The organism is Kitasatospora sp. NPDC101157, assembly GCF_044768255.1.
Lineage (GTDB): Bacteria > Actinomycetota > Actinomycetes > Streptomycetales > Streptomycetaceae > Kitasatospora.
The window spans coordinates 32,662-46,779 of the sequence record NZ_JBIWPL010000033.1 but is presented as its reverse complement, the minus strand read 5'-3'; the positions used below and the strand labels follow the sequence as shown (position 1 = coordinate 46,779).

At 74.5% G+C, this 14,118-nt stretch carries 15 protein-coding genes; 6 read left to right on the top strand and 9 right to left on the bottom strand.

The window, feature by feature from the left end:
- The first annotated feature begins 39 nt into the window (after positions 1-39).
- Positions 40-300: a hypothetical protein gene (locus ACIRVF_RS38140; RefSeq protein WP_402828802.1), complete on the top strand. Its 261-nt coding sequence runs from the start codon at positions 40-42 to the stop codon at positions 298-300.
- Positions 301-381: 81 nt separating this feature from the next.
- On the opposite strand, the gene ACIRVF_RS38135 is transcribed toward ACIRVF_RS38140, so the two are convergent.
- The gene (locus tag ACIRVF_RS38135; protein WP_402828800.1) at positions 382-1,191 is read right to left on the bottom strand and encodes an isocitrate lyase/phosphoenolpyruvate mutase family protein; all 810 of its coding nucleotides are present in this window, start codon (positions 1,189-1,191) and stop codon (positions 382-384) included.
- Between the two features lie 11 nt (positions 1,192-1,202).
- Positions 1,203-1,682, bottom strand: coding sequence for a carboxymuconolactone decarboxylase family protein (locus tag ACIRVF_RS38130; RefSeq protein WP_402828798.1), 480 nt, complete (start codon positions 1,680-1,682; stop codon positions 1,203-1,205).
- 142 nt (positions 1,683-1,824) lie between these two features.
- Between ACIRVF_RS38130 and ACIRVF_RS38125 the strand changes: the two genes are divergently transcribed.
- From ACIRVF_RS38125 to ACIRVF_RS38105, 5 genes are all read left to right on the top strand, one after another.
- Entirely contained in the window at positions 1,825-2,604 is a 780-nt protein-coding gene (locus tag ACIRVF_RS38125; protein ID WP_402828796.1) for an NRDE family protein, read from the top strand.
- A gap of 189 nt (positions 2,605-2,793) precedes the next feature.
- On the top strand, positions 2,794-2,916 hold the full coding sequence (locus tag ACIRVF_RS38120; protein WP_402828794.1) for a hypothetical protein: 123 nt from the start codon (positions 2,794-2,796) through the stop codon (positions 2,914-2,916).
- Positions 2,917-3,037: 121 nt separating this feature from the next.
- Positions 3,038-3,955 (top strand): undecaprenyl-diphosphate phosphatase, encoded by a 918-nt coding sequence (locus tag ACIRVF_RS38115; RefSeq protein ID WP_402828792.1) that lies wholly within the window; start codon positions 3,038-3,040, stop codon positions 3,953-3,955.
- A gap of 96 nt (positions 3,956-4,051) precedes the next feature.
- Positions 4,052-4,804, top strand: coding sequence for a glucose 1-dehydrogenase (locus ACIRVF_RS38110; RefSeq protein ID WP_402828791.1), 753 nt, complete (start codon positions 4,052-4,054; stop codon positions 4,802-4,804).
- A gap of 188 nt (positions 4,805-4,992) precedes the next feature.
- Positions 4,993-6,426, top strand: a complete 1,434-nt coding sequence (locus ACIRVF_RS38105) for a PLP-dependent aminotransferase family protein (protein ID WP_402828789.1) — start codon at positions 4,993-4,995, stop codon at positions 6,424-6,426.
- 21 nt (positions 6,427-6,447) lie between these two features.
- Here ACIRVF_RS38105 and ACIRVF_RS38100 read toward each other — a convergent pair whose 3' ends face one another.
- The 7 genes from ACIRVF_RS38100 to ACIRVF_RS38070 all read right to left on the bottom strand — a co-directional run bounded on the left by ACIRVF_RS38100 (position 6,448) and on the right by ACIRVF_RS38070 (position 14,103).
- Positions 6,448-6,693 carry a DUF6126 family protein gene (locus tag ACIRVF_RS38100; protein WP_402828787.1) on the bottom strand — a complete coding sequence of 82 codons (246 nt, stop codon included), beginning with the start codon at positions 6,691-6,693 and terminating at the stop codon, positions 6,448-6,450.
- Between the two features lie 31 nt (positions 6,694-6,724).
- The gene (locus ACIRVF_RS38095) at positions 6,725-7,360 is read right to left on the bottom strand and encodes a helix-turn-helix domain-containing protein (RefSeq protein ID WP_402828785.1); all 636 of its coding nucleotides are present in this window, start codon (positions 7,358-7,360) and stop codon (positions 6,725-6,727) included.
- A 103-nt stretch (positions 7,361-7,463) separates the two neighbouring features.
- On the bottom strand, positions 7,464-9,176 hold the full coding sequence (locus ACIRVF_RS38090) for a pyruvate dehydrogenase (RefSeq protein ID WP_402828847.1): 1,713 nt from the start codon (positions 9,174-9,176) through the stop codon (positions 7,464-7,466).
- A gap of 171 nt (positions 9,177-9,347) precedes the next feature.
- Positions 9,348-11,753, bottom strand: a complete 2,406-nt coding sequence (locus tag ACIRVF_RS38085) for a glycoside hydrolase family 65 protein (RefSeq protein ID WP_402828784.1) — start codon at positions 11,751-11,753, stop codon at positions 9,348-9,350.
- The gene (locus ACIRVF_RS38080) at positions 11,750-12,496 is read right to left on the bottom strand and encodes an HAD family hydrolase (RefSeq protein WP_402828782.1); all 747 of its coding nucleotides are present in this window, start codon (positions 12,494-12,496) and stop codon (positions 11,750-11,752) included. The genes ACIRVF_RS38085 and ACIRVF_RS38080 overlap by 4 nt, the downstream gene beginning before the upstream one ends.
- Positions 12,497-12,659: 163 nt before the next feature.
- The gene (locus ACIRVF_RS38075) at positions 12,660-13,460 is read right to left on the bottom strand and encodes a VOC family protein (protein WP_402828781.1); all 801 of its coding nucleotides are present in this window, start codon (positions 13,458-13,460) and stop codon (positions 12,660-12,662) included.
- A 193-nt stretch (positions 13,461-13,653) separates the two neighbouring features.
- Positions 13,654-14,103 (bottom strand): SRPBCC domain-containing protein, encoded by a 450-nt coding sequence (locus ACIRVF_RS38070; protein WP_402828779.1) that lies wholly within the window; start codon positions 14,101-14,103, stop codon positions 13,654-13,656.
- Positions 14,104-14,118: the final 15 nt, after the last annotated feature.

Sequence of the window (14,118 nt, the reverse complement as noted above, 5' to 3'; positions counted from 1 at the left end):
GCGGGGTTACCTGCGGGCGGTCCGGTCGTTCGGCAGGGCATGAAGAAACTCGCCACCCTGGCCGCCCTCACCATGGCGGGCCTCGCCCTCGCCGCCGCGCCGGCCTCCGCCGCCAGCCAGATCGCCAGCTCGCCGGACGCCACCGGCGGCCTCACCGACGGGCTCGAAGTCTCCCCCGCCGACCTCGCGCTGAAGACCGCGGGCAAGCTCCCGGTGGTCGGCCACGTCGCCGACCAGGTGGAGGCGATCGGCACCAACCAGATGTCCCACCCGGGGCTCAGCGGGCAGATCAATCCCTGACCGGCCGCCGCCCGTACGGCCGGGTGCCGGGCGGCTGACCGACCCCCGTCCGGTCAGCCGCCCGCCCTTCCCCGGTACCGCTCAGCCCGCGAAGAGGCCGTTGAGCTCCGGGTAGGTCAGTCCGCCGTCCAGGGAGGTGTACGTGCCGCTCGCGTACACCTCCTCGGCCGCGCGGCGGACCGCCGCGTAGGCCACCTTGGCCAGGCCCGGGCCCAGGCTGATCCGGGCGACCCCGAGCTTCGCCAGCTCGGCGACCGACAGGGAGCCGGGGGCGGCCAGCACGTTCAGCGGGGCCGGCACGGCCTCGACCAGGGCGGCGATGGTCTCCGGGTCGGCGACGCCGGGGACGAACACGCCGTCCGCGCCCGCCTCGACGTACGCCCGCAGCCGGCGGACCGCCTCGTCGAGCCGGCCCCCAGGTTCGCCGAGGCCGTGCAGGAAGACGTCGGTGCGGCCGTTGACGAACAGCGGGACCCCTGCCGCGTCGGCCGCCGCCCGGGCCGCCGCGATCCGCTCGGCGGCCTCCCGCGGGGCGTACTCCGCGTCCTCCAGGTTCACCCCGACCGCGCCGGTGGCGAGCAGCGCGGCGACGGTCTCGCCGACCCCGGCCGGGGTGTCCGCGTAGCCGCTCTCCAGGTCCGCGGTGACCGGCAGGTCGACCGAGCGGACCACCTCGGCGGTACGGGCCAGCACCTGTCCCCGGTCGGCGCCGCCGCCGTCCGGGCTGCCGAGCGACCAGGACACACTGGCGCTGGCCGTCGCCACCGCCCGCGCCCCGGCGCCGGCCACCAGCCGGGCACTCGCGGCGTCCCACACGTTGGCCAGTACCAGCGGCTCGCCCGGGCGGTGCAGCTCCTTGAGCAGCCGGGCCTTCTCCCGCTGGGAGGTCATCGCGGCCCCGCTCACTTCGCGGCCGGGCTCATGCGGGTGGACACGCCGATCCGGTTCCAGGCGTTGATGGTGGCGATCAGCGCGATCAGCTGGGCCAGTTCGGCCGGCTCGAAGTGGGCGGCGGCCTCGTCGTACACGGCGTCCGGCACGTGGCCCTGGGTCAGCAGGGTGACCGACTCGGTGAGGGCCAGCGCGGCGCGCTCGCGGGCGGTGAACCAGGGGGTCTCGCGCCAGGCCGGGAGGGAGACCAGGCGGTGGTCCTGCTCGCCGTTCTTGCGGGCGTCGGTGGCGTGCATGTCGATGCAGAAGGCGCAGCCGTTGATCATCGAGGCGTGCACCTTGACCAGCTCGGCGAGGACCGGGTCCAGGCCCTGCCGGGAGGCCCGGTCCACAGCGATCATCGCCTTGTAGTAGTCGGGGGCGAGCCCGTCCATCCGGAGGCGCTGCTCGGGGGCCGGCACGGTCGGGTTCGGGGTGCTGTTCGTCGTCACGGTGCCCAGCCTAGGAGCCCACTGGCCCGCGGCCCTGGTGCATTCGCCGCGCGGCGGCTTGGGCCACTTCCGACGTGCGAACGGGCGTGCGAGGATCACCGACAGGGATTCTCGGCAGGACGGCGTCAGGGGGAACGGGACCGTGTGCACGGCCTTCGTCAGCATCGAACCGGATTCGGCGGTACCGGTGCTGCTGCTGTCCGTCCGGGACGAGTACTCCGGCCGCGCCTGGCTGCCGCCGGACCACCACTGGCCGCGGCGGCCCGAACTGCTCGGCGGGCTGGACCTCGCGGCCGGCGGCACCTGGCTGGCCGTGGACCCGGCCCGGCGCACCGCCGCCTGCCTGCTCAACGGCTTCGGCCCGCCCGCCCCCGCCGGCACCCGGCTCAGCCGCGGCGAACTGCCGCTCACCGCCGTCCGCGAGGGCGGGATCGGGCACCTCGACCTGACCCCGTACGACCCCTTCCACCTCGTCCGGGTCCGCCCCGACGGCGCCCGGGTCACCAGCTGGGGCGGCGGTCAGCTCAGCGAGCACGAACTGCCCACCGGTCTCAGCGTGGTGCTCAACGACGGGCTGGAGGGGCTGGCCGCCAACCGCACCGCCCCCGAGTGGATCCGGGCGCTGATGGCCGCCCGGGCCGACCACTTCCGGGCCCGCTTCGCCGCCGCGCCCCGCCCCGAACCGGCCGCCGAGGGACCGACGGAGCAGGCCTGGGGCGACTGGCTGCCGATCGTCACCGGCGACGGGCTGGCGCTGGACGGGAACGCCGCGCTGATCCAGCGCCGGGACTTCGGCGACGGGCGGATCTGGGGGTCCTCCTCGATCTCCCTGCTGGCGCTCGGGCCGGAGCTGCTGCGCTACGACTTCTCGACCGCTCCGGTGCCGGCCGGCGGCTCGGACTGGCGGCGGGTGGCGGTCTGAACCGGGCGCGCCCGGGAAGGACTTGAACCTGACGCTGCGGGAGGCGGCATCGTGGGCGTCCGTCGACCCCCGCCTTCCGAGGAGGCTCCCGATGGACCGCCCGCGCCGTCCCCGCCCACCGCGACGACCGTCCCCCCTGCTGCCCGCCGTCCTGGCCGTCGCCCTGCCGCTGGTGGGGCCCCGGCGGCGGTGACCGCCGGTGTGCTGCTCGGCGGCGCCGTGCACCGGGCGGTACCCGCCGCCGGTCTGCCGTCGCCAGGGCTGCCGGGCGTCGTCACCGGGCTGCTGGTCCGGGCGGCCGGGGGCCGGTGACACCCGGACATACGCTCGATGAACTTCTGGCGGCGGGGCTGACGGGCGTCTACATACCGGTAGTAGCTTCGCGGAGGCCCCCGGAATCGGCGGGCCGCAGACCTCCGAGCGAAGGTGCGCGATGTCCACCCTGACCTACCCGGAAGCGATAGGCGTCGGCCTGCTGCAGGGTGTGACGGAACTCTTCCCGGTCTCCAGCCTGGGCCACAGCATCCTGCTGCCGGCCGTGATCGGCGGGAAGATCCAGCGGGACCTCGACATGACCGCCGACGGCTCCTCCTACCTCGCCGCCCTGGTCGCCCTGCACCTGGCCACCGCGCTCGCCCTGGTGGTGTTCTTCTGGCGGGACTGGGTCCGGGTGGTCAGCGGCCTGATCGGCTCGATCCGGCACCGCCGGGTGCGGACCCGGGACGAGAAGCTCGCCTGGCTGCTCATCATCTCCACCATCCCGGTCGGGGTGGCCGGCCTCGTCCTGGAGAAGGCGCTGCGGCACGCGCTCGGCAAGCCCGTCCCCGCCGCGGTGTTCCTCGCGCTCAACGGGCTGGTGCTGCTCGGCGCCGAGCGGCTCAAGCGCGGCGGCTCCGGCCGTCGCCGGGCCGGGCACGCCGCCCCCGTCGACGAGCCGGGCCTCGACCCGGCGGTGGCCTCCGACGTCCGGCTGACCAGGCTCGGCTACGGCCGGGGCACTTGGATCGGCGCCGCCCAGATCCTCGCGCTGTTCCCCGGCATCAGCCGCTCCGGCGTCACCATGAGCGCCGGCATCCTGCGCGGACTCCACCACGAGGACGCCGCCCGGTTCTCCTTCCTGCTGGCCACGCCGGTCATCCTGGCCGCCTCGGTGCTGAAGGTGCCCGAGCTGTTCAAGCCGGAGAACTCCGCCGTCCTCGGCCCGGTCGCGGCGGGCAGCGTCGCGGCCTTCGTGGCCGGCTACGTCTCGGTGCGCTTCCTCACCAGGTACTTCGAGACCCGCAGCCTGACGCCGTTCGCGGTGTACTGCTTCCTGGCCGGCGTCGGCAGCGCGGTCTACCTGTCGCTCTGAGCCCCGCCCGAACGAAACCGCGCGCGCCGGCCGGCCGCGTCGGCGACGATGTGTCCGACGCGGCGGGCGACTTCACGGCGGGAGGAGGTGCGCAGGGTGGTCGAGGGCAGGGTGGTCGAGGGCAGGGCGGCGGTCGTCACGGGCGGCTCACGGGGCATCGGACGGGCGATCGTCGAGCGACTGGCGCGCGAGGGCGCGGACGTCGTCCTCGGCTACGCCAACGACGGGGCGGCCGCCGAAGCGGTGGTCGGCGCGGTGACGGCGGCCGGCGGACGCGCCTGGGCGGTACGGGCCGACCTCGGTGAGCCGGGCGCCGCCGAGCGGCTGATGGCCGCGGCGGAGGAGCGCCTCGGCGGGCTGGACATCCTGGTCAACAACGCCGCGAGGACCTTCACGCCCACCCCGCTCGCGGACCTCGACGACGCGGCCTTCGACGCCGTGCTGGACGTCAACACCCGCGCCGTGTTCGCCACCGTCCGCTACGCGGCCCGCCGGATGCGCGACGGCGGACGGATCGTCAACATCTCCAGCGTGAACACCGCCCGCGCAGTCCCCGGCATCGCCGCGTACGCCGCCAGCAAGGGCGCCGTGGAGCAACTCACCGCCGTCGCCGCGGCCGAGCTCGGCCCGCGCGGCATCACCGTCAACACCGTCTCCCCCGGCGCCACCGACACCGACCTGCTGCGCGGCACCAACCCGCCCGAGGCACTCGAACGGGTCGCGGCCCTGACCCCGCTGCGCCGGCTCGGACAGCCCGACGACATCGCCGACGTGGTCGCCTTCCTGGCCGGGCCGGACGCCCGCTGGATCACCGGGCAGAACCTCCGGGCCACCGGCGGTCTGGGCTGACCACCGGCGGCCCGCCCGCCTCCCCGCCTACGAGATCTGGGACGCGGCCGCCGACCACGTCAACGAGGAGCAGCTCTCCGCGATCATCCCGATGACCGGCCTGACCAACTTCTTCCATCGGATCAACGCCACCGTCGAGAAGCCCGCCGGCGCCACCTGGCGACCACCGGCCGCGCGAGAATGGGGCCGTGAACGGCTCCTGGACCTCCTTCGGCGGCGACCTGCACCTGGACCTCACCGAGCGGCGCGCCGCCGGCGCCGGGCTCCGGGCCGCCCTGGAGGACGCCCTACGGGAGGCCGTCCAGCACGGGCGGCTGGCACCCGGCACCCGGCTGCCCTCGTCGCGCGCCCTCGGCGAGGACCTCGGCATCGCCCGCAACACCGTGGTCGAGGCGTACGGCCAGCTCACCGCCGAGGGCTGGCTCAACTCCCGGCAGGGCTCCGGCACCACCGTCGCCCGGCGGGCCGCGCCCGCCCCCGCCGTACGGGCCGCCGAGCCGCGGCCCCGGCGGCCGGCCGTCCGGCACGACCTGATGTCCGGGCGCCCCGACCTGTCGCTCTTCCCCCGCACCGCCTGGCTCGCCGCCGCCCGCCGTGCCCTCGCCACCGCGCCGCACGAGGCGCTCGGCTACGGCAGCCCACTCGGCCGGATCGAACTGCGGGAGGCCCTCACCCACTACCTGGCCCGGGTCCGCGGCGTGCGCACCGACCCGGACCGCCTGCTCATCTGCAGCGGCGTCCAGCAGGGCCTCGGCCTGCTCTGCGCGGCCCTGCGGGAGCGCGGCGCGCGGTCGCTGGCCGTCGAGGCGTACGGGCTGCCGCCGCAGCACGCCGTGGTGCGGGCGGCGGGGCTGTCCACCGTCGCGCTGCCGCTGGACCGCGAGGGCGCGCTGGTCGACCGGCTCGACGCCCGCAGCGGGGCCGTCCTGCTCACCCCCGCCCACCAGTACCCCACCGGCGCCCCGCTGGCGGCCGACCGGCGGGCCGCCGCGGTGCGGTGGGCGCGCGAGCAGGACCGGTACGTGATCGAGGACGACTACGACGGCGAGTTCCGCTACGACCGGCAGCCGCTCGGCGCCATGCAGGCGCTCGACCCGGAGCGGGTGGTGTACGCGGGAACGGCCGCCAAGAGCCTCGCCCCCGGCCTGCGGCTGGCCTGGCTGGCGCTGCCGGACGCGCTGGTCGAGCCGGTCGCCCGGCTGAAGGTGCTGGCCGACACGATGTCCCCGGTGCTGGACCAGCTGACGCTGGCCGAACTGATCACCTCGGGGACGTACGACCGCCACGTGCGGCGCTGCCGGCTGCACTACCGGCGCCGCCGCGACCGGCTGGTCGCGGCCCTCGCCGAGCACGCCCCACAGGTGCGGGTCACCGGCATCGCGGCCGGCCTGCACGCCGTCCTCCAACTCCCGCCCGGCTCCCTGTCGGAGGCCGAACTCGTGGCCCGGGCGGAGGCCGCCGGGCTGGCCCTCAGCGGCCTCGGCTGGCACCGCGCCGACCCGGAGGCGGCGGAGGCGGCGGAGGACACCGGGCCCGCTCTGGTGATCGGCTACGCGACCCCGCCGGAGCACGCCTTCCCGGCAGCCCTGGAGGCCCTGTGCGGGGTGCTCCGCGCGTCGTGAGCGGGGCCCGGGCGGGTCGGACTACCGGTTGCGGCTGCCCAGTTCGAACAGCAGCATGATGAAGCCCGCGAAGACGTGGATGCCCGCGGTGTAGATGACCAGGCGGAGGTAGACCCGCTTGTTGGCCCACTTGCCGGCGTCCATGGTCTTCGGGCCGGTGGCGGTGTCGGCGGCCCCGGTCGGGACGGCGGCGGTGACGGCGGTGGCGCCGACGGCGGTGGTCACGGTGGCGGTGGTCACGGTGGCGGTGGTGGTGGGATCGGCCATGGGGATCTCCTCCGAGGGGTCCGACGGCTGGTCAGTGGGTCGCGGCGGGGCCGCCGCCGAGGCAGAGCTCGCCGCCGGGGCTCTGCAACAGGGTGTGGACGAAGAGCAGTTCGACACCGGAGCCGGATTCGGCGGCGATGCAGTGCGGGGTGAGCGAGTCGTAGTGGGCGGAGTCGCCGGGGGCGAGGTGGTGGACGCGGTCGCCGAGGGTCACCCGCAGCTCCCCGCGCAGCACGTACAGCCACTCCTCGCCGGGGTGGACCCGGACCACCGAGTCCTGGACGCCCGTCGGCACGTGCACCCGCAGCGCCTGCATGGCGCGACCGGGGGCGCCGGCCCGGCGGTAGCCCCAACCACCGGCCCGGCCGGGCTCGATGGCGCCGCCGCGGACCACCGGGTCCGGCTCGACCATGGCCTCGCCGAGCAGGCCGGACACCGAGGTGCCGTAGGCGCGGGCGAGGCCGAGCAGGACGGGCAGCGAGGGCTGGCGGCGGCCGGTCTCCAGCCGGGACAAGTAGGCTGGGGAGAGGCCGACCCGGCCCGCGGCAACCTCCAGGGTCAGCCGGCTGCTGAGCCGGTGCTCACGGAGGCGGGCGGCGAGGCCGGCGACCTCCTGGTCGTCGAGCTGGTCGCCGGCGTCGGGGGTGCCGGTGGAGCTGGTGGTCATGTGACCAGTGGACACCCGGCCTGCCGCTCGGGCAAGAAATTTGCCTCAGAGGCAAAGGCCCGGTGGAGTCGTCGGCCTGGAGTCGTCCGACCATCCGCCGCGCTCACGGCCGGGGAATGTTGCGCAGGTTGCTGCGCGCCAGGTCGACCATCCGCCCCACGCCGCCCGAGAGCACCGTCCTCCCGGCCGCCAGCGCGAAGCCCTTCAGCTGGGCAGCGGTGATCCGCGGCGGGATGGACAGCGCGTTGGGGTCGGTGACCACGTCCACCAGGGCCGGACCCGGCCGCTCCAGCGCCTCCGCCAGCACCTCCCGCACGCGGCCCGGTTCGGCGACCCGCTTGGCCGGGATGCCCATCGCCCGGGCGATGCCGGCGTAGTCCACGTCCCCGTTGTCGATCTCGGACTCCGGGTAGCCGGAGACCAGCATCTCCAGCTTGATCATGCCGAGCGCGCCGTTGTTGAAGACCACCGTCTCCACCGGCAGCCGGTGCTTGGCCACCGTGAGCAGCTCGCCGAGCAGCATGCCGATCCCGCCGTCGCCCGCCATCGCGATCACCTGCCGCCCCGGACAGGCGAGCTGGGCGCCGATCGCGTGCGGGAGGGCGTTGGCCATCGAGCCGTGCAGGAAGGAGCCGATCACCCGGCGGCGGCCGTTCGGCTGGAGGTAGCGGGCGGCCCAGACGTTGTTCATGCCGGTGTCCACGGTGAACACCGCGTCGTCGGCGGCCACTTCGTCCAGCACCGAGGCGACGTACTCCGGGTGGATCGGCAGGTGCTTCTCGATGTCCCTGGTGTAGGCGCCGATCACGTCCTCCAGGGACCGGCAGTGCTTGGCCAGCATGCCGTCCAGGAAGGACCGGTCCTGCTTGGCGTCCAGCAGCGGCAGCACGGCCCGCAGGGTGGCCGCGACGTCCCCGTGCACGGCCAGCTCCAGCGCGGTGCGGCGGCCCAGCCTGGTCGCGTCGTGGTCGACCTGGACGGTGTGCGCCTGCGGCAGGAAGGAGTCGTACGGGAAGTCGGTGCCGAGCAGCAGCACCAGGTCGGCGGAGTGCAGCGCCTCGTGGCAGGCCCCGTAACCGAGCAGGCCGCTCATCCCCACGTCGTACGGGCTGTCGTACTGGATCCACTCCTTGCCGCGCAGCGAGTGCCCGACCGGAGCGTTCAGCGCCTGGGCGACGGCCATCACCTCGGGGTGCGCGCCGCGCACCCCGGCGCCGCAGAACAGGGTGACCCGGCGGGCCGCGTTGAGCAGCCGGGCCAGCTCCTGCACCTGGGACCAGGGCGGCGCGGCGACCGCCTGCTCGGTGAGGAAGTGGCTGGTGCCGGTCGGTCCGGCGGCCGGGAGGGCGGCGACGTCCCCGGGGAAGGCCAGCACCGAGACGCCGTGCGAGCCCAGCGCGTGCTGGATCGCGACCCGCAGCAGCCGGGGCAGCTGGGCGGGGGTGGAGAGCATCTCGCACCAGTTGCTGCAGTCGGTGAACACCCGCTCGGGGTGGGTCTCCTGGAAGAAGCCGGTGCCGATCTGCCCGGACGGGATGTGCGAGGCCAGTGCGAGCACCGGCAGGCCGCTGCGCTGGGCGTCGTACAGGCCCTGGATCAGGTGGGTGTTGCCGGGGCCGCAGGAGCCCGCGCAGACCGCGAGGCGACCGCTGAGCTCGGCCTCGGCGGCGGCCGCGAAGGCGCCGGCCTCCTCGTTGCGCACGTGCACCCAGCTGATGCCCTCCGCCCGGCGGATCGCGTCGACCACGGGGTTGAGGCTGTCGCCGACGACGCCGTAGACCCGTTCCACCCCGGCCTGCCGGAGCACCTCCACCATCTGTTCGGCCACGGTCGCCACGGGGAACTTCCCTTCGATCGCCACAGGACACCTGCACCCTCCGACGGGGCGGCGGGGGCGTGCACCCGGGGTGGGCCGAACGGGTGGGCGGGCGCGGATGGGCGGGCGCGGGGCCGCGAGACGGCCCCGTGCTTCCGGGTGCCGGGCGGGCTACTCCGCCGCCAGGTGGTCCTGCTGGCCGAGCTTGCCCACGACCAGCCCCGCCTGGGCCTGGCGGCGCGCGGGCTCCCGGCCCGGGGGCTGGGTGCAGCGCTCCTGGGACGGCGGGACGGTGGTGGGCAGGGTGACCGGGGAGCCGGCCTTGACCTGGACCGCCTCGCCGTCGTGCCGCAGGTGGATCACCTCGCCGCGGCGCAGCGTGTAGGTGGTGCCCCCGTGGGTGATCCGGACGCCGAGCAGCTGGTCGCGCACCATCAGGGAGAAGCTCAGCTTCATCAGCCCGGAGGGCAGCCGGGGCCGGAAGTCGAGCACCTCGTCGTGGTCGCGCAGTCCGCCGAAGCCGGCCACCAGGGCGATGCAGGCGCCGGCGAGCGAGGCCATGTGGAGGCCGTCGCGGGTGTTGCCGCCGAGGTCGTGGAGGTCCATCAGGGCCGCCTCGGCCGTGTAGTCGTAGGCGAGGTCGAGCTGGCCGACCTCGGCGGCGATGACCGCCTGGGTGCAGGCGGACAGCGAGGAGTCGCGGACGGTGAGCCGCTCGTAGTACGCGAAGTTGCGGGCCTTCTGCTCGTCGGTGAAGGCGTCGCCGCGGACCTGCATGGCGAGCACCAGGTCGGCCTGCTTGACCACCTGCTTGCGGTACAGGTCGAAGTAGGGGTAGTGCAGCAGCAGCGGGTACTTCTCCGGCGGGGTGTCCTCGAAGTCCCAGACCTGGTGGTGGGTGAAGCCGTCGGCCTGGGGGTGGACGCCGAGGTCCTCGTCGTACGGGACGTACATCGCGGCGGCGGCGTCGCGCCAGGCGGCGGTCTCCTCGGTGTCGACGCCGAGTTCACCGGCCTCGCGCGAGTGGCGGACGGCCGCCTCGGCGGCGGCGCGCAGGTTGGCCTGCGCCATCAGGTTGGTGAAGACGTTGTTGTCGGCGACGGCGCTGTACTCGTCGGGGCCGGTGACGCCCTCGATCCGGAACTTCCCGGCGCTGTCGTGGTGGCCGAGCGAGCGCCACATCCGGGCGGTCTCCACCAGGAGTTCGAGGCCGTACTCGCGCTCGAACTCGTGGTCCCCGGTGGCCCGGACGTAGCGGGCGACGGCGGCGGCGATGTCGGCGCCGATGTGGAAGGCGGCGGTGCCGGCCGGCCAGTAGCCGGAGCACTCCTCGCCGCGGATCGTCCGCCAGGGGAACACCGCGCCGGACAGCCCGAGCTGGGCGGCCCGTTCACGGGCGAGCGGGAGGGTGGTGTGCCGCCAGCGCAGGGCCTGGTTGACGGCACCGGGCAGGCAGTAGGTGAGCACCGGCAGGACGAAGGTCTCGGTGTCCCAGAAGCTGTGGCCGTCGTAGCCGGGACCGGTCAACCCCTTGGCGGGGATGGCGCGTTCCTCGCTGCGGGCGCCGGCCTGGAGGACGTGGAAGACGGCGAACCGGACGGCCTGCTGGAGTTCGACGTCGCCCTCGATCTCGATGTCGCTGGTCTCCCAGAACTCCGTGAGGAAGTCCGCCTGTTCGGCGACCAGACCGTCCCAGCCGGTGTACCGGGCGGCGGTCAGGGCGGCCTCGACCTGGTCCCGGACGGCGGGCAGCGAGCGGGTGCCGGACCAGCCGTAGGACATGAACTTGACCAGCCGGAGCTTCTGTCCGGGCTCCAGCACGGTGGTGACGCTGATCCGGCAGTGGTCGGACTCGGCCTCGGCGACGGTGTCCAGCCGTTCCGGGCCCTCGATCACGTGGTCCATCCCGGCGGCGACCCGGATGCCGCTGAACCGGGTGCGGTGCACCAGGACGGCCTTGGTGCCGCTGGCGTGGTGCGCCTCGGGCTGCAGCGGGGCCTCCAGGACGGCGGCGGCACGCGGGTCGCCCTCGGGCCCGCCGGGCAGCTGCTCGTTGGCGACCAGCTCGGACTGGAGCACGATCCGCACCGGCCCGTCCACCGCCTCGACGCTGTACTCCACGGCGGCGATGGCGCGCTGGGTGAGCGAGACGAGCCGGGAGGAGCGCACCCGGATGGTGCGTCCGGCCGGGGAGGTCCATTCGCACTCGCGGTGCAGCAGGCCTTCGCGGAAGTCCAACCAGCGTGTGTGGCTGGCGAGTTCGCCGTAGCGCAGGTCGAAGGGCTCGTCGTCCACCAGCAGTCGGATGATCTTGCCGTTGGTGACGTTGATGACGCTCTGGCTGGACTCCGGGTAACCGTAGCCGCCCTCGCCGTACGGCAGCGGGCGCAGCTCGAAGACGCCGTTGAGGTAGGTGCCGGGCAGGCCGTGCGGCTCGCCCTCGTCCAGGTTGGCGCGCAGGCCGATGTGCCCGTTGGAGAGCGCGAAGACGGACTCGGCGCGGGCCATCGAGGTCGCGTCCACGCCGTGTTCGGTGATCTGCCAGGGGTCGACGCTGAAGTTGTCGGCGGGGCTCACGGCTTCTCCCCCAGCAGCTCTGAGAGGTCGTCGACGACCACCGTGGCGCCGTCCCGGCGCAGTTCGTCGGCCTGCCCGGTGCGGTTGACCCCGACCACGGCGCCGAAGCCGCCGGCCCGGCCGGAGGCGACCCCGGCGAGGGCGTCCTCGAAGACGACGGCGTGCGCGGGTTCGACGCCGAGCCGGCGGGCGGCGTACAGGTAGGTGTCCGGGGCGGGCTTGCCGGGCAGGTCCTGCTGCTTGGCGACCACGCCGTCCACGATCAGGTCGAAGAGGTCCAGGATGCCCGCCGAGCGCAGCACGTCCTTGCAGTTGGCGCTGGAGGAGACCACCGCGCTGGGCAGCCCGAGCGCGCGCAGCCGGCGCACGTAGGCGACCGAGCCCTCGTACGGCGCGACGCCCTGCTCACGGATCAGCCGCAGCACGGTGTCGTTCTTGGCGCGGCTGATCCCTTGCACGGTACGGGCGTTCGGCGGGTCGTCCTCGCTGCCCTCGGGCAGGTCGATCCCCCGGCTGTGCAGGAAGGCCCGGGTGCCGTCGAGGCGTGGTCGGCCGTCCACGTAGGTGTCGTAGTCGGTGACGGCGTCGAAGGGGACGAACTGCCCGCCGGTGCGGGCGGCTTCGGCGCGCAGGAAGGCGTCGAAGGTGTCCTTCCAGGCCGCGGCGTGGACCGTGGCGGTCTGGGTGAGCACCCCGTCGAGGTCGAAGAGGAAAGCGCGGATGTCGTCCGGTAGCCCCAGCATGGGTGCAGTCTGCCCCAGCGAGCGCAAGGGATGCCGCCCATCCCGGCGGCGCGTCGCGGGAAGGGCGGCTCCGGCCGCCGCGGCGGGATCGGTCGCCGCGGCGGGGTCAGGGCAAGTCGGCGGGCTCAGGGCGAGTCGGCGGGCTCAGGGCGAGTCGGCGGGGTCAGGGCGAGTCGGGCAGCTGGGCCTCGGGCGCCTGGATGACGGCGAAGACCGCGCCCTGCGGGTCCTTGACCACGGCCATCCGGCCGGACTGCATGTCGAACGGCGGCTGGATCACGGTGCCGTTCCGCTTGACCACGGCGTCCACCACGGAGTCCGTGTCGTCCACCGAGAAGTACGGCATCCAGTGCGAGGGCGTGCCGGGGTCCAGGTACTTGGGGATCCCCTGCATGCCGCCCACCGTGCGGTCGCCGACGTTCAGCGAGTAGTAACCGTCCATGCCCTGGATGGTGGCCGGGCGCAGGCCCAGGGCCGGCTGGTAGAAGCGGCCGGCCGCACCGGTGTCGGCCGTGTTGAGCTCGTTCCAGACCAGTGCGCCGGGCTCGTTGACCACGCCCGCGCCGATGAAGTCCATCGCCTGCCAGACGCCGAACACCGCGCCGGTCGGGTCGGCGGCGACCAGCATCCGGCCGAGCGCGCCGACGTCCATCGGGTCGTACAGGACCGTGCCGCCGTTCCCGGCGATGGCGGCCTTGGCCGCGTCGGCGTCGTCCGAGGCGAGATAGGTGGTCCAGGCGACCGGCGGCAGCGGCTGGCCCTCGGGTCCGGACTGCGCCATGATCCCCGCGACCGGGCGGCCGCCCAGCGTGCACACGGCGTAGCCGCCGAACTCGGCCGGGCCGATCTCGCCCTGCCAGCCGAACAGGTCGCGGTAGAAGTCGAGCGCGGCCTGCTGGTCGCTCGCCATCAGGTCGATCCAGCACGGGGTGCCGGGCTTGTACGGATCGGTCACTACGGGCATTGCTGGGCCTCCCGGAGGCGGTGGTGGCCGGCTGTGGTCGTCGGGCGGGCGGAGGCCCGTCCCGGCCGGTACGGCCGTCCGCACGGACGGCGGTACGACGGAGGTACACCGCCCACCTTCGGTCCACCGCCGTGTTCCCGCCACCGGACGGCGCCCTGCTGGGCGACCGGCGGCCCGGAGGGCACCGGGCCGGTCACTGTTCGTCGTGGCGCTTCGTGGTGACGAAGTACGGCTGCACCTTGCCGCTCTGCGCGTAGTCCTTGAGCCGGACCAGCAGTTCGGCCCAGGTGCCGGCCACCATCGGGACGCCCCCCTCGCTGCCCGGCTGCCAGCCGCCGTGCCGGAACAGCAGCCGGGTGCGCTCGGGCGCGTCGGGCTGGTCGGCGAGGTCCCAGCTGATCCAGGTGCCGGCCCAGTGCGGCGGGAACGCCCCGGCGTTGGCCCACAGCACCCGGTCCGGGTCGGCCCGCTCGCGGCGCAGCCGGAACGGCTCGGGGACGCCGGGGAAGTCGAGGAGCAGCACGTCGCCGTCGCGGTCCACCGCGGTGGTCCACCAGCTGGTCAGCCCGTCGTGGGTGTTGAGCGCGTCGAGCACGGCCGCCCGGGGCGCGGCGATGTCGATCTGCATGGCGATCTCGGGCACGGGATCCGCCTTTCG